Genomic DNA, 20,634 nt, shown 5'->3' on the forward strand with positions numbered 1-20,634 from the left:
AAAGTATTTATCAAGATACGATTCAAAAGATATAAGGAGTAAACAATGAAGAAAATTGTATTTGCTAGTGCCTTGGCTTTGACCTTGGCAGGAGCAGTTTTGACAAATGATGTTTTTGCGAATGACAGATTGGTGGCAACGCAATCTGCTGATGGTAATGTATTGACCTCAGAGGTGCTAAAACCTTCTAGTGGCAATGTTTTGGTTGGAATCAAGGGAGAATTTTTGCCTCCTCATCAACAATCTATTTTAGATGCTATCAATAAAATTCGTAAAGAAGCAGCCGACGAAGGTTTGGTAGATAAGTATGTTCCTGTCAAATGGTCAGTTGACCATGAAAAAACGGCTTTTGTACGCGCTGCTGAGGTATCTGTTGCGCTGAAGGCTGAACGTCTTTCCAGCAAAAACAACTGGACTGCCTTTCCATCTGGTAATAGCCTAAGTGGAGAAGCTTTAGATTTGAATCCTGATGGATTTCTAAAAGCAATTGAAAACTGGCATGCTGAAAAGGCGCAATATGTGGCGAAAAAGAAAGATAAAACATCAAAAGAATTTTCATCTTATTATGAGAACTTGATTAACCCTAAATTTACCCATGTGGGTCTTGCTGCTTTTAAAAATGCAGCTAGTCCTCAGAAGGCAGCAACGGTTGCTCTGGCTTTAGGAACTACGACTTCTTCAGAGGAATTAGCTGGTGGATATGGTTCTGCTGTTCAGTACACAGAAGTGACTGCCTCAAACCTTTCAACAGTTAAAAGTAAAGCAATGGTTGTAGAAACACCGCTGAAAGATTTCAGAAAATCTACGTCTGATCAGTCTGGCTGGGTGCAGTCTAATGGCAAGTGGTATTTTTATGAGTCTGGTGATGTGAAGACAGGCTGGTTGAAAACAGGTGGTCAATGGTACTACTTGAATGACCTAGGTGTCATGCAGACTGGATTTGTAGAAGTTGATGGATCGGTGTATTATCTAAGTAACTCAGGCGCTATGTTTACAGGCTGGGGAACAGATGGTAGCAGATGGTTCTACTTTGATAGCTCAGGAGCTATGAAAACAGGCTGGTACAAGGAAAATGGTACCTGGTATTACCTTGATGAAGAAGGGATCATGAAGACGGGTTGGTTTAAAGTAGGTCAACACTGGTACTATGCAAATGGTTCAGGCGCTTTGGCTGTTAGCACAACAACACCAGATGGTTACCGTGTAAATGGTAATGGTGAATGGGTAAACTAGAATGAAGATAGTAAGTCATAGGTAAAGTATTCATCTTACTTAGTAAAAAGAATGAACGATAAGAAAGAGGTTGATGGCGAACATTGACCTCTTTTTTGGAGTGTCTCGAGTCAGTTGCTACTTACTGAAAATAAGAACGAGTCATCATCCGTCGCAAATATGCAAGACTATTCCTAATTCAGAAATCAACCTTTTGATATATGGGAATGTGAGTTTTATCTGCAATCGAAAAGCAAATACACACCTTGTCTTTGAAGTCAAGTGAGTATAAAAGAGAGACTCTATGAAAGAGAATGTAAAGAAATAGTAAATTTTTCAAAACGATTTTCATAAAAACTTTGATAAAACAAATAAAATCCCGAACAAAAATGTAACACAATTGTAACATAAAACACTTGACAAGTATTTACGGGGGGGGTATACTTAATACAGTATAGTCTGAAAATGATTATCAGAAAAGAGGTAAATTTAGATGAATAAGAAAAAAATGATTTTAACAAGTCTAGCCAGTGTCGCTATCTTAGGGGCTGGTTTTGTTGCGTCTCAACCTACTTTTGTAAGAGCAGAAGACGCTACCGTAGCTAACCAGTCTCAAGCTGAGAAAGACTATGATGCAGCAATGAAAAAATCTGACGCTGCTAAGAAGAATTACGACGAAGCTAAAAAGAAAGCAGCAGAAGCTCAGAAGAAATATGAAGACGATCAAAAGAAAACAGTAGAAAAAGCAGAGAAAGAAAAAGCAGCTTCTGAAAAGATAGCTAAGGCAACAGAGGAAGTTCAAAAAGCGGTCCTAGACTATCTAAATGCTGTCAGAAATCACAACGAAACTGGGAAAAAATCCGCAGAAGAAGCTGAGAAAAAAGCTAAGGAACGCGAAACTGCTGCGAAGGAGGAATTTAATACTATTCGAACAACAATAGTAGTTCCTGAACCAGAACAGTTAGCTGAGACTAAGAAAACAGCAGAAGAAGCTAAAAAAGCAGAAGAAGTAGCTAAGAAAAAATCTGATGAGGCAGCTCAAGAAGAAGAAGTAGCGAAGAAAAAAGTAGAGGCAGAGAAGAAAGAAGCCGAAGCCAAAGAAGAATTAAAAAACTTTTTGAATAAAGTAGAAGAAGCTACTATAGCGGAAATCAATAATAGTGATAAAATCAAGCCTGAAGATAAGCCTAAAGCTATTGAAAAAGCAAAAGAAGCTATTGGGAAAGAATATGTTTTAAAGGCTATTGAGAATGGCGAATTATCAGCTACTGATCTTTTGGCTGATGTTAATAAAGCTGCTGAAGCGCCGGTATTAACGGAAGAAGAAGAGAAGAAAGACGATATTCCTAATAGTACAAAGCAAGATAGTAAATCTCTAACAGACTTACCTAAAGATATTCAAGATGGAATTAAAAAAGGGGAAGAAAATGATGCTGCACGTCCAGCGTCAGAAAAAGCACAAGATCGTGCTGATGATTTAGGTGATGCTGTAGCTAAACAACAAAAGGAAGTTGATGCTTTAAATAAAGAGACAGCAAGTAAACAACAAATTGCTGTAGCAGTAAAAGCTGCTCTTGAAAAAGCGAAGGAGACTTTGAAAGCTGCTGAAGAAGCTAATGCAGATTCCGCTATCATTGAGGGAGCTAAAGCTGCTGTTGAAAAACTATCTCAAGCTGAGATGAAAGCAAATTCTGATTTTCAAGAAGCTGGTAGGAGTTTGGAGCAAGAGGTGTCAATTTTGAACGAATTGATAGACTTGTACAATAAAGCTCTTGAAGAGGTTAAAGAAGAAAAAGCAAAAGAAAAAACAGATGATCAAAGAGCTGAAGAAGACTACGCTCGTAAATCAGAAGAAGCATATAACCGCTTGACTCAACAGCAACCTCCAAAAACTGAAAAACCAGCTGAAATTCCAGCAAAACCAGAGAAACCAGCTGAACCAGCTCCAGCTCCATCCTCAGATCAACCAGCACAACCTTCTGTTCCTGCAAGACCATCTAATCCGACATATGTCCCTTCATACTCTTCATATGTTCCATCATACAGCTCATATTCTGTAGTGGCACCAGCTAAACCAGCCGCTCCAAAAACAGGTTGGAAACAAGAAAACGGTATGTGGTACTTCTACAATACTGATGGTTCAATGGCGACAGGATGGCTACAAGACAACGGTTCATGGTACTACCTCAACGCTAGTGGTGCTATGGTAACAGGTTGGCTCCAAAACAATGGCTCATGGTACTACCTCAACGCTAATGGAGCTATGGTAACAGGTTGGCTACAATACAATGGTTCATGGTACTACCTCAACGCTAGTGGCGCTATGGCGACAGGTTGGGCTAAAGTCAACGGCTCATGGTACTACCTAAATGCTAACGGTTCAATGGCAACAGGTTGGGTTAAAGATGGAGATACATGGTACTATCTTGAAGTATCAGGTGCTATGAAAGCAAGCCAATGGTTCAAAGTATCAGACAAATGGTACTATGTTGACGGTTCAGGTGCCCTTGCAGTCAATACAACTGTAGATGGCTATAGAGTCAATGCCAATGGTGAATGGGTTAACTAAACCTAATGTAACTAGTTAATACTAACTTCCTGTAAGAATCCTTTAAAGTATTCCCTACAAATACCATATCCTTTCAGTAGATACTATACCCTTGTAGGAAGTTTAGATTAAAAAATAACTCTGTAATCTCTAGCCGGATTTATGGTGTCAGAGACTACGGAGTTTTTTTGATTGGTAAAGAATGGTGGTACTCAATAGATTCTTAGTTTGCTATTTGATTTGAAAATTACAAATTCTTTCTCTTCTTGGCATTTTTGGTCAGGGAAACCTGATAAGTATCTTGTTCTTTAGTGAGGTAATGGATGATTTGAAAATCATCGGTTTGAGCCTTGAAATCCACTTCGTAGACAGTGGTGACTTGTTCTCCATCATTGCTAGTATCAATCGAGATGAGGTCTAACTCAGTACAGAATTGTGATAGCCCAGATTGGATAGTTTGAAGTTGCTTATCCTGGTTCGCAATTGTGATGGTCAATAGTCTGCGACGTTGGTGATTGCTCTTGCTTTGTTGCTTTTCTAAAAGAAGCCATACTGCTAAGATAAAGACAGTGAAGAGAATCGCTAGAGCTAGATAGCCTGTCCCTGCTGCCAGCCCGATAATCATGGCAAGGAAGATTGCAATTAGTTCCCGTGAACCACTGGTAGCTGAACGGAAACGAATGAGGCTAAAGGTTCCTGCAACGGCGATAGAGGTTCCTAGGCTGCCATTTACCAGAAAGATGACCAAGGTCATCAAGCAGGGGAGTAGGGTCAAACTAACCGCAAATTCCCGTGTATAGAGGGTACGGTGTTTGTAGGCCCAGGTCAGCGCCAAACCTAAAATCAGGCTGACCAAGAGAGCCAGAAAGAGCTGGATAGGATTGGCAGTGGCAGTTGTGTCGTTGAAGATAGAGTTGAAAAGATTAGACATAAGTAGTACCTACACTTTCTGTGCTTGGTCGTGGGCTATAGTCCAGCCCCTGAGACTTGTGGTAGGCGCAGCTGTATTTTGAAAATTTCTGCTCTACCAGTCCATATTGGTCGAGAATATCTTGTAGCCATTGGGGTTTTCTACCTGGAGCTTTAATTTCCATGATGACAATGTCCTCGTTTAGTAGAGGGAAACCGTCCTTTCCTGAAAATAAACTGACATTCTCATCACGATAGGTTAGATTTTGGTCAATGGTGACACGAATTTTATTGTAGGGAAATCCGCTAATTTCTTTCTTTTCCTTGAGAGAAAAGCGGTCGTAGTAGATATACATACGAGGGATGATGGCTTGTTGATATTCCTCTTGGAGTTGCTGAATTTTTTCAATCATTATTTGGTCCTTGATGCTGCTATCCAGGTGTCCTTTGGTCATAAACTGGGTGATAGACTGGGGAGTCGACAAGAGACGATATTTTCGCCCGACACCAGTCCTGTCCTTGAATTTGATTTCTAAAAATACCTGACTATCTGGCTGGATTTGACTGAGATAGGTTCGCATCCGAATCTTTTCTTTACGCTTAGTACCTTGGCTATCATCCTGAATCATATCAAATTGCTCTGTATCAAAGTAGATGTTGGAAATGGTCGAAGTTGGATAATCATCCTCGACGAGATATATTTTTAAGTCCTCTATTAAATTAGCCAAGTCAGCTTTGGTAACGACATATTTGGTTTCAATTCGTTTAAAGCTTGTTTCAATTGGCTTCATAAATCTTGTCTCCTTTATCAAACTATTTCAGTACACTATCTTATTAGCAGATAGGTGTGTCTGGGCAAGTTGAACTTGCTTGTAATTAGTCTATGGAATTTTCCTAAAACTTTTGTTAAAGATAACTTAACTGAAACTGAACTTAAGAAAACTTTCAGAAAAAGTTTAGATTTTTTTCAGACTTACCCTGTAAACTAAGGTCAAGCTAAATGAAGGCGAGGAAAAAAGTATGAAATCAAAAAAATGGACTCTAATCTTAACCAGTTTAACAGCTTTGACCTTGATGACAGCTTGTGGGCAGTCAACGACCAAGTCAAGTACAACTGCAGCGGCAGATACCACTGCTATCACAACTTCAGCTAAAAACAGTCAATCTTCTTATTTTACAGAAAAGGACTACGACACTTCTTATGATGAAAGCACTGCTTCTAAGATTGAATTGTCTGGTTCATCTGCAAACGTCTCTGGAGATGGTGTGACAGTTTCTGGCTCAACGGTGACCATCTCAAAAGCAGGTACTTATGTCATTTCTGGTCAGTCTGACGGAGTGCAAATTAAAATCGCAGCTGATAAGTCTGATGATGTGAAACTTGTCCTAAAAGGCGCGACCATGACCAATACAGATGCGGCTATTTCGGCTACAAGCGCAGGTCATGTCTACCTCACTCTAGCAGAGGGAACCACCAACAGTCTCTCTGACTCAAGCTCTAACAGTGATGAAAAGGCAAATACCGCTCTCTTTTCTAAGGTTGATTTGACCATCAATGGTTCAGGGACTCTTACTGTAGATGGCAAGAAAAGCAATGCTATCAAGGCAAATGATACGCTTCACATCACTGGTGGAACCTTTAACATCACATCAGTAGGAGATGCCTTTAATGTCAATGATGAACTCAACATCACTGGTACGACCATGACGATCGATGCCAAGGAAGATGGTGTTAAAGTTGATAATGATGACGATATGACTGTCGGAAATATGTATTTGGCGAACAATACCATAACAGTCACAGCAGGCGATGACGGCATTCACGCTTCTGGCAACCTAGTGATTGATAGTGGTACTTACACCGTCAAGAATTCCACAGAAGGAATTGAAGGGAAAGCCATTACGATCAATGGTGGAGATATCAATGTCTACTCGACAGATGATGGGGTCAATGCAGCCAATAAAAATGCCCAGCAAAGCGACATTTACTTTACCATGACAGGTGGAAATCTAACTGTAGAAGTTGGTCAAGGGGACACAGATCCAATTGACTCAAACGGGAATATCACGGTCACAGGCGGAACCATTAAATTGATAGGACAATCAGGCTTTGACTTTGATGGAACAGCAACCTACACAGGTGGGGATATCTACATCAACGGCGAAAAACAAACAGATATTGTCAATTCTATGCCTGGAGGCGGAGGTCCGAATGGAGGTCCTGGCGGTCCAGCCCCTGGCGGACGAGGATAAACACAAACGATGCTGGGCAAGAAGTCTTTGAAATCAGAAAAACGCATAGTATCAGGTCAGAGAAACCTTGGTACTATGCGTTTTATTGTGGGGAGATTTACTTCATTTTCTCCTGAAGTCGACTTTTTGCCCAACCTCGTTTGGTCCTGCTATTTGAGTTGTTCTACTTGACTCCAAGTAAAAAAGGAGTATAATGTTGTAATGAATAAAGTTACAATAAAAAGAGCAAAGGAGAAATAGGTGACCTACGCATACAATAGTAAGATTTATTTGGCAGAGGCAGTTTTAAATGTAAAGGATGTGGTGAGTCAGACTGCCTTCTATCATCAGATTCTAGGCTTGGAGATCCTTTCTCAGACAGAATCTGAAAGTATTTTAGGAGCTGGTGGAAAGGCTTTGGTTCATTTACTGAAAACAGACAGGCTAGAGGAGGTGCAAGATCACTATGGTCTCTATCATCTAGCTATCCTTTTACCAAGTCGTGAGGATTTGGCAAATCTGTTTAAGCATATAGCAGAGCTGCAAATTCAGCTAGTCGGTGGGGCGGATCATGGCTACAGTGAAGCAATCTATCTGGAAGATTTAGAAGGGAACGGGATTGAAATTTATCGTGATAAGCCTATAGAGGACTGGGATATTCGTGAGGATGGGCGCATTGTCGGAGTAACCGAAGCCTTATCTGCTCAAGAAATATATGAGATGGGACGTAAAGTAGAACCTTTTGAGATAGTCTCTACTACGCGCATGGGGCATATCCATCTTTCTGTCAAGGATAGTCAAGTAGCAAGCCGGTTTTATCAAAAGGTTTTAGGACTAGAGGATAAATTTAGTCTACCTAGCGCTAGTTGGATTGCGTCTGGGGATTATCATCATCATTTAGCGGTCAACGAGTGGGGAAGAAAAAGGCTAGCCAGACGTGAACAAGGTTTACCCGGCTTGGCCTACTATGTCATTGAAGTCGCAAGCAAAGAAGAATTTCTAGCAATTGCCGAAAGAGGACAGGAAGTTGAAGCGTCTATCAAGTGGCTGACATCAACTCAGTTGGAAGTGACAGACCCAGACGGAATCGTGACGCGTATCCGCTTAGCTAGATAGGATGTGATAAAGACCAGAGCATAGATTGTATAAAATGCTCCTTATCCTAGTCAGATATGTAGAAAATTTGATATGATAGTAGGGAATAAGGAGAAGAACACAATGACTAGTGAATACCAGAAAATGATTGCAGGAGAGGTTTACCGTCCATCGGACCCAGAATTGCGGGCCTTGGCTCAGGCTTCTCGCCAAAAGCAGGCTGCTTTTAATAAGGAAGAAGATCCCTTGAAGGGAGCTGAAATCATTAAGGCTTGGTTTGGCTCAACTGGGCAAAATCTTTATATCAATACTCGCTTGATGGTGGACTACGGTGTCAATATCCATCTAGGGGAAAATTTTTATTCTAACTGGAACTTGACCATGCTGGATGTCTGCCCTATTCGTATCGGGGACAATGCCATGATTGGTCCCAACTGTCAGTTCCTGACTCCACTTCATCCGCTGGATCCACATGAGCGTAATTCAGGTATTGAGTACGGTAAGCCTATCACAATCGGAGACAATTTCTGGGCTGGTGGTGGCGTCATTGTCCTGCCTGGAGTCACACTTGGAAATAATGTCGTCGCAGGAGCAGGGGCAGTGATTACCAAGTCCTTTGGGGACAATGTTGTATTAGCTGGCAACCCTGCGCGCGTGATTAAGGAGATATCTGTGGAATAGAAGTAAAAAGGAACAGCGGGTGTTGTTTTTTTCTATCATTCTCTTGTTCTTCAATAATGGAGAAAAAGGGAGTGGAGATAAAAACTTCTTCTACATTTTTACCCGGTTCACATTCACCTACTCTATATCTTAGCAAGTCTGCTTCATTAAGCAATTGCAAAGCATCTTGTAATTGGGATGCTTTTTGATACAAGAAGTATTAGTGTAGGAGAGAGTTTTTGTGGATGACTAGATGATATCAATGATTTTTCTATTTATTTTCAGTCAAAGATGATACAATAGTAAGGTCGCAAACACTAGACTGCGCAGGCAGGAGGTGATCTTATGTGCGTTTTCATCGAACTTGTCTTGCTACCTATTCTTGCTGGTACACTAGCGAATGTCTTATCGGAGTGGCTTATCCGATTTGTAGCAAGCAAATGCGACAAGAAAAAGAAATAGCCTGAGCGCCTTGAGCAAGCGCAAAAAAACACCACTGGCGGCAACCGGTGGTGTTTTCTTATATGCTTATTTCATCGAACTTTTAAGCAAGTCCATTGTACCATTAAAAAGAGTCTCTGTCAAAAATATTGTTATTGTATTGTTTTTATTCTCAGCCTCCTCCTTGACATTCGGTCAGCTTTTGATACAATAGTACAAAATTAGAGGAGGTAGACTATGATTCAGAAGCATGCGATTCCTATTTTAGAGTTTGATGACAATCCTCAGGCGGTTATCATGCCCAATCACGAGAGATTGGATTTGCAGTTGCCCAAGAAGTGTGTTTATGCTTTTTTAGGTGAGGAGATTGACCGCTATGCGAGGGAAGTAGGGGCGGACAGTGTTGGTGAGTTCGTTTCTGCCACCAAGACCTATCCAGTCTACGTCATCAACTACAAAGGCGAGGAGATTTGTCTGGCTCAGGCTCCTGTCGGTTCAGCTCCAGCAGCCCAGTTTATGGATTGGTTGATTGGCTATGGTGTGGAGCAGATTATTTCCACAGGTACCTGTGGTGTGCTAGCCGATATAGAGGAAAATGCCTTTCTAGTCCCTGTTCGCGCTCTGCGAGATGAAGGAGCCAGTTACCACTATGTGGCACCTTCTCGTTATATGGAAATGCAGCCAGAGGCTATTGCTGCCATTGAGCGAGTTTTGGAAGTCAGAGGGATTCCCTATGAAGAAGTTATGACCTGGACGACAGATGGTTTTTACCGAGAAACGGCTGAAAAGGTGGCTTATCGTAAGGAAGAAAGCTGTGCTGTTGTGGAGATGGAGTGTGCTGCGCTTGCGGCAGTAGCTCAATTGCGTGGGGTTCTCTGGGGTGAATTGTTGTTCACAGCAGATTCCCTAGCTGACTTGGACCAGTACGATAGTCGTGACTGGGGCTCGGAAGCTTTTGATAAGGCCTTGGAACTCTGCCTTGAGATATCCTTTCAGATATAGCTACTCTCCTACTTTTTATGGTACAATGGATGTATGTTATTTAAATTATCTAAGGAAAAAATAAAGCTAGGCTTATCTCGTTTGTCGCCTGCTCGTCGTATTTTTTTGAGTTTCGCCTTGGTTATTTTACTAGGCTCTCTTCTTTTGAGCTTGCCTTTTGTGCAAGTGCCTAGCTCTCGAGCGACTTATTTTGACCATCTCTTTACAACTGTATCCATGGTCTGTGTGACAGGTCTTTTTACCCAGCCTGTCGCTGATACCTACAATATTTGGGGTCAGCTCATTTGTATGTTCTTGATTCAGATTGGTGGTCTGGGGCTCATGACCTTTATTGGGGTTTTCTATATCCAGAGCAAGCAAAAGCTTAGTCTTCGTAGCCGTACAACTATTCAGGATAGTTTTAGTTATGGAGAGACTCGATCTTTGAGAAAGTTTGTCTATTCTATTTTTCTCACGACTTTTTTGGTTGAGGGTTTGGGAGCTCTATTCCTCAGTTTTCGTTTTGTTCCTCAACTTGGCTGGGGGCGCGGTCTCTTTAGTGCTATTTTTCTAGCTATATCCGCCTTCTGTAATGCCGGTTTTGATAATTTTGGAAGTACGAGCTTGATTGCTTTTCAGACTGATCCCTTGGTCAATCTGGTCATCGCAGGCTTGATTATCACAGGTGGTCTTGGATTTATGGTCTGGTTTGACCTTGCTACGCATATAGGGAAAAAGAAAAAAGGGCGCCTGCATTTTCACACCAAACTGGTTTTATTACTGACGGTGGGGCTACTAGCTTTTGGGACGGTGAGCAGTCTCGTTCTTGAATGGAACAATGCAGGGACGATTGGCAATCTCCCTGTTGCAGATAAGGTCTTGGTCAGCTTTTTCCAAACTGTCAGCATGAGAACGGCTGGTTTTGGGACAATTGATTACAGCATGGCTCGTCCTGTTACCTTATTGATTTATATCTTGCAGATGTTTCTAGGTGGGGCTCCAGGAGGAACAGCTGGGGGGCTCAAGATTACCACATTTTTTGTCCTCTTGGTCTTTGCACGAAGTGAGCTTCTAGGCTTACCTCATGCCAATATCGCTCGACGGACGATTGCGCCGCGAACGGTTCAAAAATCCTTTAGTGTCTTTATTATCTTTTTGATGACCTTCTTGCTGGGCTTGATTTTACTAGGGATGACAGCCAAGGGAAATCCTCCCTTTATCCACCTCATATTTGAAACCATTTCTGCTCTTGGGACAGTCGGAGTGACGGCAAATTTAACTCCAGATTTAGGGAAATTAGCTCTAAGTGTGATTATGGTTCTCATGTTTATCGGACGAATTGGTCCCTTGACTCTGCTGGTCAGCCTAGCAGATTACCATCCAGAAAAGAAAGATATGATTCACTATATGAAAGCAGATATTAGTATTGGTTAAGAAAGGAAAGAGCATGTCAGATCGTACGATTGGAATTTTAGGCTTGGGAATTTTTGGAAGTAGTGTCCTAGCTGCCCTAGCCAAGCAGGATATGAATATTATCGCTATTGATGACCACGCAGAGCGCATCAATCAGTTTGAGCCAGTTTTGGCGCGTGGAGTGATTGGTGACATCACAGATGAAGAATTATTGAGATCAGCAGGGATTGATACCTGCGATACCGTTGTAGTCGCGACAGGTGAAAATCTGGAGTCGAGTGTGCTTGCGGTTATGCACTGTAAGAGTTTGGGGGTACCGACTGTTATTGCTAAGGTCAAAAGTCAGACTGCTAAGAAAGTGCTGGAAAAGATTGGAGCTGACTCGGTTATCTCGCCAGAGTATGAAATGGGGCAGTCCCTAGCACAGACCATTCTTTTCCATAATAGTGTTGATGTCTTTCAGTTGGATAAAAATGTCTCTATTGTGGAGATGAAAATTCCTCAGTCTTGGGCAGGTCAAAGTCTGAGTAAATTAGACCTTCGTGGCAAATACAATCTGAATATTTTGGGCTTCCGAGAGCAGGAAAATTCCCCATTGGATGTTGAATTTGGACCAGATGACCTTTTGAAGGCAGATACCTATATTTTGGCGGTCATCAACAACCAGTATTTGGATACCCTAGCAGCATTGAATTCGTAAAAGAGGAAGCTCTCCTCTTTTTTGATGCCCAAGATAGCAAAGAGAGACAGAAGCCTTGTATTCTAGTAAAAGTTCTTCAAAGGCTGAACTTTATGGTAAAATAGAAAGAAGTGACAAGAGAGAGTAATACTCAATGAAAATCAAAGATCAAACTAGGAAACTAGCCGCAGGTTGCTCAAAACAGTGTTTTGAGGTTGCAGATAGGGTTGACGCGGTTTGAAGAGATTTTCGAAGAGTATAAGAAAAAATCAGTCCCCTAAAGGAGCAGATTATGAAGTTATTGTCTATCGCCATTCCTAGCTATAATGCAGCAGTCTATCTTCATTACTGTGTGGAGTCGTTAGTGATTGGTGGTGAGCAAGTTGAGATTTTGATTATCAATGACGGGTCTCAGGACCAGACTCAGGAAATCGCTGAGCGTTTAGCCAGAAAGTATCCTAGCATCGTTAGAGCCATTTATCAGGAAAATAAAGGCCATGGCGGTGCGGTCAATCGTGGCTTGGCAGAGGCTTCTGGGCGTTATTTTAAAGTAGTTGACAGTGATGACTGGGTGGATCCTCGTGCTTACCTGAAAATTCTTGAAACCTTGCAGGAACTTGAGAGCAAGGGTCAAGAGGTTGACGCCTTTGTGACTAATTTTGTCTATGAAAAGGAAGGTCAGTCTCGTAAGAAGAGTATGAGTTACGAGTCAGTCTTGCCTGTCCAGCAGATTTTTGGCTGGGATCAGGTCGGAAATTTCTCAAAAGGCCAGTATATCATGATGCACTCGCTGATTTACCGGACAGATTTGTTGCGAGCGAGCCAGTTCCAATTGCCTGAGCATACTTTTTATGTCGATAATCTTTTTGTCTTTACACCCCTTCAGCAGGTCAAAACCATGTACTATCTACCTGTCGATTTCTATCGTTATTTGATTGGGCGTGAGGACCAGTCTGTCAATGAGCAAGTGATGATTAAGCGCATTGATCAGCAACTGAAAGTCAATCGACTCTTGGTAGACCAGCTTGATTTATCCCAAGTGAGTCACCCCAAAATGCGAGAATATTTGCTGAATCATATTGAGATTACGACGGTGATTTCCAGTGCCCTGCTCAACCGAGCAGGCACAGCAGAGCATCTTGCCAAAAAACGGGAGCTGTGGACCTATATTCAGCAGGAAAATCCAGAGGTCTTTCAAGCTATTCGTAAGACCATGCTCAGCCGTTTGACCAAACATTCTGTCTTGCCAGCTCGCAAACTGTCCAATGTTGTCTATCAAATCACCAAATCTGTTTATGGATTTAATTGATATAAGTATTTTATAAGAGGGATTTAAGAAAAATTTTAACTTTTTCTTAGTCCTTTTTAATTTTAGGAGATTATACTAGAGTCATCAAATAAAGAAAAACTCTAAGGAGAATCCTATGAAATTCAATCCAAATCAAAGATATACTCGTTGGTCTATTCGCCGTCTTAGTGTCGGTGTTGCCTCAGTTGTTGTGGCTAGTGGCTTCTTTGTCCTAGTTGGTCAGCCAAGTTCTGTACGTGCCGATGGGCTCAATCCGACCCCTGCTCAAGTCTTACCTGAAGGGGAATCGGTAACGAAAGAGGGTGACTTAGCAGAAACTCAGGGAGACACCGTTCTTGCTGAAGCGAAACCTGAGGTCGTTGCTGGAAATACGAATTCACTTCCGACACCTACAGAAGGAACTGAAGTGAGCGAGGAAACAAGCCCTTCTCGTCTGGATACACTTTTTGAAAAAGGTGAAGAAGCTCAAGAAAATCCAGAGCTAACAGATGTCTTAAAAGGAGCTGTAGATACAGCTGATGCGGATGGGACACAAGCAACTCCAGCAGATATTGAAAAAGCTGTCGATGAGGATGTTAAAGACAGTATTGATGTCCCAGCGGGCTACCTAGAACAAGCCAAAGTTCCCGGTCCTTTCTTGGCTGGTGTAAACAAACCGCTTAAATATGAACTTTTCGCAGGCGATGGTATGTTGACTCGTCTCTTGCTCAAAGCATCTGACAAGGCTCCATGGTCAGATAATGGTAAGGATAAAAATGAAAAAATTCCACCAGTGAAAAATTTACCTGATGGCAAGTATTACTATCAAGTATCTTTGAATGGTAACACTACAGGTAAGCAAGATCAGGATTTATTAGATACACTTCGTACTAATGGTACAAATACCTATGAAGCTACCCTGACTGTCTATGAAGCAGCCGGTGATAAACCAAATTTGAATAAGGTTGTCAAGGAACGTAAAGTCAATATTACCTTGAACGGTCTTGTAACAAGAAGCGATGTTAACTCTGCAGTTGAAAACAACGTTAAAGACAGTATCGATGTTCCAGCAGCTTATCTTGAAAAAGCTGAAGGAAAAGGTCCTTTCACTGCCGGTGTAAACCAAGTAATTCCTTATGAACTCTTCGCTGGTGATGGTATGTTGACTCGTCTATTACTAAAAGCTTCTGATAAGGCTCCTTGGTCTGATAATGGTGCAGCTAAAAATCCTGCTTTATCTCCACTGGGCGAAAATGTGAAAACAAAAGGTCAATACTTCTATGAAGTAGACTTAAATGGCAATACTGTTGGTAAACAAGGTCAAGCTTTAATCGATCAGCTTCGTGCTAATGGTACTCAAACTTATAAAGCTACTGTTAAAGTTTACGGAAATAAAGACGGTAAAGCTGACTTGACTAATCTAGTTGCTACTAAAGATGTAGACATCAACATCAATGGATTAGTTGCTAAAGAAACTGTCGAAAAAGCTGTTAAAGATAACGTTAAAGACAGTATCGATGTTCCAGCAGCCTACCTAGAACAAGCCAAGGGTGAAGGTCCATTCACAGCCGGTGTCAACCAAGTAATTCCTTATGAACTATTCGCAGGTGATGGTATGTTGACTCGTCTCTTGCTAAAAGCTTCGGATAAGGCTCCATGGTCTGATAATGGTGTAGCTAAAAATCCTGCTTTATCTCCATTAGGAGAAAATGTGAAAACAAAAGGTCAATATTTCTATGAAGTAGACTTAAATGGCAATACTGTTGGTAAACAAGGTCAAGCTTTAATCGATCAGCTTCGTGCTAATGGTACTCAGACTTACAATGCTACTGTTAAAGTTTACGGAAATAAAGACGGTAAAGCTGACTTGACTAATCTAGTTGCTACTAAAAATGTAGACATCAACATCAATGGATTAGTTGCTAAAGAAACTGTCGAAAAAGCTGTTAAAGATAACGTTAAAGACAGTATTGATGTTCCAGCAGCCTACCTAGAAAAAGCCAAGGGCGAAGGTCCATTCACAGCCGGTGTTAACCATGTGATTCCATATGAACTCTTCGCAGGTGATGGTATGTTGACTCGTCTCTTGCTCAAAGCATCTGACAAGGCTCCATGGTCAGATAATGGCGACGCTAAAAATCCTGCTTTATCTCCATTAGGTGAAAACGTGAAGACCAAAGGTCAATACTTCTACCAAGTAGCCTTGGACGGAAACGTGGCTGGCAAAGAAAAACAAGAACTCATCGACCAGTTCCGAGCAAACGGTACTCAAACTTACAGCGCTACAGTCAATGTCTATGGCAACAAAGATGGTAAAGCAGATTTGACAAACATCGTAGCAACTAAACAAGTTACTATTAAGATAAATGTTAAAGAAACATCAGACACAGCGAATGGTTCTTTCTCACCTTCTAACTCTGGCTCTGGCGTGACTCCGATGAATCACAGTCATGCTACAGGTGCGACTCATCAAACAGCTACTGACCATAAGGACATGATGGCACCAGCCAAAGAGACTGATAAAGCAATGCCAGCAAATGACCAAATGGAAAAATCAGGTATAAAGACTGAGACTCCAGCTCCAGGTACTACAGATAGCATGCCTGCTGACACTATGACAAGCTCTACCAATACGATGGCAGGTGAAAACATGGCTGCTTCTGCTAACAAGATGTCTGATACGATGATGTCAGACAAGATGATGTCAGATGATAAAGCTATGCTACCAAATACTGGTGAAGCTCAAACATCAATGGCAAGTATTGGTTTCCTTGGGCTTGCACTTGCAGGTTTACTCGGTGGTCTAGGTTTGAAAAACAAAAAAGAAGAAAACTAATCAGCTAAGGAAATAAATGAGGGATAGTAGGCTGACTAAGGCTAGTTTACCAACTCAATCAGCAATCAGGACTTTCTTTCAATAGCAGATTAAAATCATCGTAAAACAATAAAAATAGTGTTATACTTAAAGCAGTATAGCACTGTTTTTATCAAAGGAGAGACAGATGGGAAAGACAATTTTACTCGTTGACGACGAGGTAGAAATCACAGATATTCATCAGAGATACTTAATTCAGGCAGGTTATCAGGTCTTGGTAGCCCATGATGGACTGGAAGCGCTAGAGCTGTTCAAGAAAAAACCGATTGATTTGATTATCACAGATGTCATGATGCCTCGGATGGATGGTTATGATTTAATCAGTGAGGTTCAATACTTATCACCAGAGCAGCCTTTCCTATTTATTACTGCTAAGACCAGTGAACAGGACAAGATTTACGGTCTGAGCTTGGGAGCAGATGATTTTATTGCTAAGCCCTTTAGCCCTCGTGAGCTGGTTTTGCGAGTCCACAATATTTTGCGCCGCCTTCATCGTGGGGGCGAAACAGAGCTGATTTCCCTTGGCAATCTGAAAATGAATCATAGTAGTCATGAAGTTCAAATAGGAGAAGAAATGCTGGATTTGACTGTTAAATCATTTGAATTGCTGTGGATTTTAGCTAGCAATCCAGAGCGAGTTTTCTCCAAGACAGACCTCTATGAAAAGGTCTGGCAAGAAGACTATGTGGATGATACCAATACCTTGAATGTGCATATCCATGCTCTTCGACAGGAGTTGGCAAAATATAGTAGTGATCAAACGCCCACTATTAAGACAGTTTGGGGGTTGGGATATAAGATAGAGAAACCGAGAGGACAAACATGAAACTAAAAAGTTATATTTTGGTTGGATATATTATTTCAACCCTCTTAACCATTTTGGTTGTTTTTTGGGCTGTTCAAAAAATGCTGATTGAGAAAAGCGAGATTTACTTTTTGCTTGGAATGACCATCGTTGCCAGCCTTGTCGGTGCTGGGATTAGTCTCTTTCTCCTATCGCCGGTCTTTACGTCGTTGGGCAAACTCAAGGAGCATGCCAAGCGGGTAGCGGACAAGGATTTTCCTTCAAATCTGGAGGTTCAAGGCCCTTTAGAATTTCAACAATTAGGGCAAGCTTTTAATGAAATGTCCCATGATTTGCAGGCAAGCTTTGATTCCTTGGAAGAAAGCGAACGAGAAAAGGGCTTGATGATTGCCCAGTTGTCGCATGATATTAAGACTCCTATCACTTCGATCCAAGCGACGGTAGAAGGGATTTTGGATGGGGTTATCAAGGAGTCGGAGCAAGCTCATTATCTAGCAACCATTGGACGCCAGACGGAAAGGCTCAATAAACTGGTTGAGGAGTTGAATTTTTTGACCCTAAACACAGCCAGAAATCAGGCGGATATGACTAGTAAAGACAGCATTTTTCTGGACCAGCTCTTGATTGAGTGCATGAGTGAATTTCAGTTCTTGATTGAGCAGGAGAGAAGAGATGTCCACTTGCAGGTAATCCCAGAGTCTGCCCGGATTGAGGGAGATTATGCAAAGCTTTCTCGTATCTTGGTGAATCTGGTCAATAACGCTTTTAAATACTCTGCTCCAGGAACCAAGTTGGAAGTGGTAGCTAAGCTGGAAAATAATCAGCTTTCAATCAGTGTGACCGATGAGGGACAGGGCATTGCCCCAGAGGATTTGGAGAATATTTTCAAACGCCTTTATCGTGTCGAAACTTCGCGTAACATGAAAACAGGTGGGCATGGTCTTGGTCTTGCGATTGCGCGTGAATTGGCCCATCAATTGGGTGGAGAAATCACAGTCAGCAGCCAGTACGGCCTCGGAAGCACCTTTACCCTTGTTCTTAACTTAAAATAAAGTCTAAACCCCCTTTACAAATCTAGCTATTCATGGTAGAATGGATTTTGTGTGAAATATCAGCAGGAAAGCATGAAGCTCGTCAACAGGTGTCTTATGATAAGTAACCTTGGCTGTTTAGGCGAAGGGCATCTGCACGAATCAGGGCTTTCTAAGTGACTATTTCCACCGAAATATTATTTATATCAGGAGGACATTCACATGTCACGTTATACAGGACCATCTTGGAAACAAGCTCGTCGCCTTGGCCTTTCACTTACAGGTACAGGTAAAGAATTGGCACGTCGTAACTACGTACCAGGACAACACGGACCAAACAACCGTTCTAAATTGTCAGAATACGGTTTGCAATTGGCTGAAAAACAAAAACTTCGTTTCACTTACGGTGTAGGTGAAAAACAATTCCGTAACTTGTTCGTACAAGCTACAAAAATCAAAGGCGGAATCCTAGGTTTCAACTTCATGCTTCTTTTGGAACGTCGTTTGGATAACGTTGTTTACCGTCTTGGTCTTGCGACTACTCGTCGTCAAGCTCGTCAATTCGTAAACCACGGTCACATCCTTGTTGACGGAAAACGCGTTGATATCCCATCATACCGCGTAACTCCAGGTCAAGTGATCTCAGTTCGTGAAAAATCATTGAAAGTTCCAGCAATCCTTGAAGCAGTAGAAGCTACTCTTGGACGTCCAGCATTCGTATCATTCGACGCTGAAAAATTGGAAGGTTCATTGACTCGCTTGCCAGAACGCGACGAAATCAACCCAGAAATCAACGAAGCACTTGTCGTTGAATTCTACAACAAAATGCTTTAAGATAAGACTTTATATTGTAAGAAGCCTACAACAGTGGGCTTTTTGCTTTGTCTTAAAACGTTGATTTCTGGGTTTATCATCATTTTTGTCATCACTTATAACGAACTAACAGCTTTCTCATAAAATGAGACGGCTGTTTTTGCTTTTTCTTTGGAGAGATGACTGTAAGTGTCCATTGTCATAGCTAGTGTAGAATGACCTAGACGGTGTTGTAACTCTTTATATGGTATTCCAGAGTTTAGCAAAAGACTAGCGTGAGTATGGCGAAAACCATGAAAACCAATGTTAGGTACACCAGCATGTTTGAAACGTGTGTTTAAACGAGTTGCTAGTGTTTTATTGTTTGGGTATTGAGGAAATTAGAGAAGTTTAAAAGTCTATCATTTTAAATTTGATGTTTACAAAATGATAAGCAGATAAGCAAAGTAATAACTTGCCTTAGTTGTTCGCAGAATGACAAGGAGATAGGAGAGATAAAAATGTCTCTTAATTCCTTACCAAATGGTATGGAGAATGGACTTGAACCAAGAGGGAACGCCGAGAAAATGCAAAAAAAGCACTTAGAAAAATCTAAGCGCTCAAGAGTAGTGGACGGTGTGCCTGTCCCGTCATCTCATACTATGAAGTTGCGTAGCGACACTATCATTTCTACCTCACTTCTCTTTAAACTAATTATATCATAAAGGAGTAGCAGCTTGACCACTGATGAAGTAGAAAGGAAGCTAAAAAGCTATTGTAAAGGAAGCTTCGACGATTTCTTACTACGGTCAAGAATTGATTACTTCGACCTTCAACCTTGCTCGTATGAATATGATGCTTCATGGAGTTGCGATTGAGAACTATCACCTCAGCAATCACGACACCCTAGACGAAGATTGGCCGACTACGGAGCCGACAGACTTTGATGGGGTTTTGATGAACCCACCCTATTCGCTGAAGTGGTCAGCAGATAGTGGATTCTTGCAAGATCCTCGCTTTTCAAGTTATGGAGTTCTGGCACCTAAGTCCAAAGCAGATTTTGCCTTCCTCCTTCACGGTTTTTACCATCTCAAGCATAATGGAGTTATGGCCATCGTCCTTCCTCACGGAGTCCTTTTCCGAGGAGCAGCCGAGCAGAAGATTCGCCAGCACCTGCTAGAAGAAGGCGCTATTGATACAGTTATCGGCTTACCGGCAAATATCTTCTATAATACCTCTATCCCGACAACCATTATTATCCTTAAAAAGAATCGCACCAATAAGGATGTCTTCTTTATCGATGCCTCCAAAGAGTTTGAAAAAGGGAAAAATCAAAACAATATGACCGAAGACCATATTGCCAAGATTTTGGAGACTTATCAAAAACGTGAGAATGTCGAGAAGTTCGCCCATCTAGTCAGCTTTGAAGAGATTGTCGAAAATGACTATAACCTCAACATTCCACGCTATGTCGATACCTTTGAGGAAGAACCCGTAGTTCCCCTAGCCGATCTAGCCGACCAGCTAGCAGAGATTGATAAAGAGATTGGAGAGGTAGAAGCCAGACTCGCACACATGCGCAGCCAACTAGTAGGCACAACACCAGAAGCCCAAGCAGAATTAACCGCCTATCTCGAAAAATTGAAAGAGATTTAGAGAGTAGGCTAAGAATG

The 20,634-nt window shown here is 41.6% G+C and carries 16 protein-coding genes and 2 pseudogenes; 14 read left to right on the plus strand and 4 right to left on the minus strand.

Annotated features, from left to right (window positions below; genetic code table 11):
* The first annotated feature begins 45 nt into the window (after positions 1–45).
* Positions 46–1,233, plus strand: coding sequence for a CAP domain-containing protein (locus AC6I9F_RS00475; RefSeq protein WP_173213927.1), 1,188 nt, complete (start codon positions 46–48; stop codon positions 1,231–1,233).
* Positions 1,234–1,705: 472 nt separating this feature from the next.
* The gene (locus tag AC6I9F_RS00480; protein WP_498022143.1) at positions 1,706–3,781 is read left to right on the plus strand and encodes a cell wall-binding repeat-containing protein; all 2,076 of its coding nucleotides are present in this window, start codon (positions 1,706–1,708) and stop codon (positions 3,779–3,781) included.
* Between the two features lie 226 nt (positions 3,782–4,007).
* Here the strand turns inward: AC6I9F_RS00480 and AC6I9F_RS00485 are convergent, their stop codons facing one another.
* Both AC6I9F_RS00485 and AC6I9F_RS00490 read right to left on the minus strand, forming a co-directional pair.
* Positions 4,008–4,691, minus strand: coding sequence for a DUF4956 domain-containing protein (locus AC6I9F_RS00485; protein WP_498022145.1), 684 nt, complete (start codon positions 4,689–4,691; stop codon positions 4,008–4,010).
* Positions 4,684–5,460: a polyphosphate polymerase domain-containing protein gene (locus tag AC6I9F_RS00490; RefSeq protein ID WP_498022147.1), complete on the minus strand. Its 777-nt coding sequence runs from the start codon at positions 5,458–5,460 to the stop codon at positions 4,684–4,686. Before AC6I9F_RS00490 ends, AC6I9F_RS00485 begins: the two co-directional genes overlap by 8 nt.
* A gap of 229 nt (positions 5,461–5,689) precedes the next feature.
* On the opposite strand from AC6I9F_RS00490, the gene AC6I9F_RS00495 reads away from it, so the two are divergent.
* The 3 genes from AC6I9F_RS00495 to AC6I9F_RS00505 all read left to right on the plus strand — a co-directional run bounded on the left by AC6I9F_RS00495 (position 5,690) and on the right by AC6I9F_RS00505 (position 8,677).
* Positions 5,690–6,922 carry a carbohydrate-binding domain-containing protein gene (locus AC6I9F_RS00495; protein ID WP_173213921.1) on the plus strand — a complete coding sequence of 411 codons (1,233 nt, stop codon included), beginning with the start codon at positions 5,690–5,692 and terminating at the stop codon, positions 6,920–6,922.
* A 240-nt stretch (positions 6,923–7,162) separates the two neighbouring features.
* Positions 7,163–8,017 carry a VOC family protein gene (locus tag AC6I9F_RS00500; protein ID WP_173213919.1) on the plus strand — a complete coding sequence of 285 codons (855 nt, stop codon included), beginning with the start codon at positions 7,163–7,165 and terminating at the stop codon, positions 8,015–8,017.
* 102 nt (positions 8,018–8,119) lie between these two features.
* Positions 8,120–8,677 carry a sugar O-acetyltransferase gene (locus AC6I9F_RS00505; RefSeq protein WP_173213917.1) on the plus strand — a complete coding sequence of 186 codons (558 nt, stop codon included), beginning with the start codon at positions 8,120–8,122 and terminating at the stop codon, positions 8,675–8,677.
* Here AC6I9F_RS00505 and AC6I9F_RS00510 read toward each other — a convergent pair.
* Complete coding sequence (locus AC6I9F_RS00510; RefSeq protein WP_173229381.1) at positions 8,655–8,870, minus strand: hypothetical protein; 216 nt, start codon at positions 8,868–8,870, stop codon at positions 8,655–8,657. The genes AC6I9F_RS00505 and AC6I9F_RS00510 overlap by 23 nt on opposite strands.
* A gap of 464 nt (positions 8,871–9,334) precedes the next feature.
* Between AC6I9F_RS00510 and AC6I9F_RS00515 the strand changes: the two genes are divergently transcribed.
* The 8 genes from AC6I9F_RS00515 to rpsD all read left to right on the plus strand — a co-directional run bounded on the left by AC6I9F_RS00515 (position 9,335) and on the right by rpsD (position 19,003).
* Entirely contained in the window at positions 9,335–10,099 is a 765-nt protein-coding gene (locus AC6I9F_RS00515) for a nucleoside phosphorylase (RefSeq protein WP_173213914.1), read from the plus strand.
* Between the two features lie 33 nt (positions 10,100–10,132).
* Positions 10,133–11,512 carry a TrkH family potassium uptake protein gene (locus tag AC6I9F_RS00520; protein WP_173213912.1) on the plus strand — a complete coding sequence of 460 codons (1,380 nt, stop codon included), beginning with the start codon at positions 10,133–10,135 and terminating at the stop codon, positions 11,510–11,512.
* A 13-nt stretch (positions 11,513–11,525) separates the two neighbouring features.
* Entirely contained in the window at positions 11,526–12,191 is a 666-nt protein-coding gene (locus AC6I9F_RS00525) for a potassium channel family protein (RefSeq protein WP_050082205.1), read from the plus strand.
* Between the two features lie 271 nt (positions 12,192–12,462).
* Positions 12,463–13,479, plus strand: coding sequence for a glycosyltransferase family 2 protein (locus tag AC6I9F_RS00530; RefSeq protein WP_498022149.1), 1,017 nt, complete (start codon positions 12,463–12,465; stop codon positions 13,477–13,479).
* Positions 13,480–13,594: 115 nt separating this feature from the next.
* Positions 13,595–16,294, plus strand: a complete 2,700-nt coding sequence (locus tag AC6I9F_RS00535; RefSeq protein ID WP_498022150.1) for a PavB family fibronectin-binding SSURE repeat adhesin — start codon at positions 13,595–13,597, stop codon at positions 16,292–16,294.
* Positions 16,295–16,460: 166 nt separating this feature from the next.
* Entirely contained in the window at positions 16,461–17,159 is a 699-nt protein-coding gene (locus AC6I9F_RS00540; protein ID WP_000520643.1) for a response regulator transcription factor, read from the plus strand.
* Positions 17,156–18,190, plus strand: a complete 1,035-nt coding sequence (locus tag AC6I9F_RS00545) for a HAMP domain-containing sensor histidine kinase (protein ID WP_498022152.1) — start codon at positions 17,156–17,158, stop codon at positions 18,188–18,190. The genes AC6I9F_RS00540 and AC6I9F_RS00545 overlap by 4 nt, the downstream gene beginning before the upstream one ends.
* Positions 18,191–18,391: 201 nt before the next feature.
* Positions 18,392–19,003, plus strand: a complete 612-nt coding sequence (gene rpsD / locus AC6I9F_RS00550) for a 30S ribosomal protein S4 (RefSeq protein ID WP_000092756.1) — start codon at positions 18,392–18,394, stop codon at positions 19,001–19,003.
* A 95-nt stretch (positions 19,004–19,098) separates the two neighbouring features.
* Here the strand turns inward: rpsD and AC6I9F_RS00555 are convergent.
* Positions 19,099–19,356, minus strand: a pseudogene (locus tag AC6I9F_RS00555) (tyrosine-type recombinase/integrase); the annotation flags it as partial.
* A 388-nt stretch (positions 19,357–19,744) separates the two neighbouring features.
* Here AC6I9F_RS00555 and AC6I9F_RS00560 point away from each other — a divergent pair.
* A pseudogene (locus AC6I9F_RS00560) lies at positions 19,745–20,617 on the plus strand (type I restriction-modification system subunit M); the annotation flags it as partial.
* Positions 20,618–20,634 lie beyond the last annotated feature (17 nt).

Source organism: Streptococcus nakanonensis, assembly GCF_059738785.1.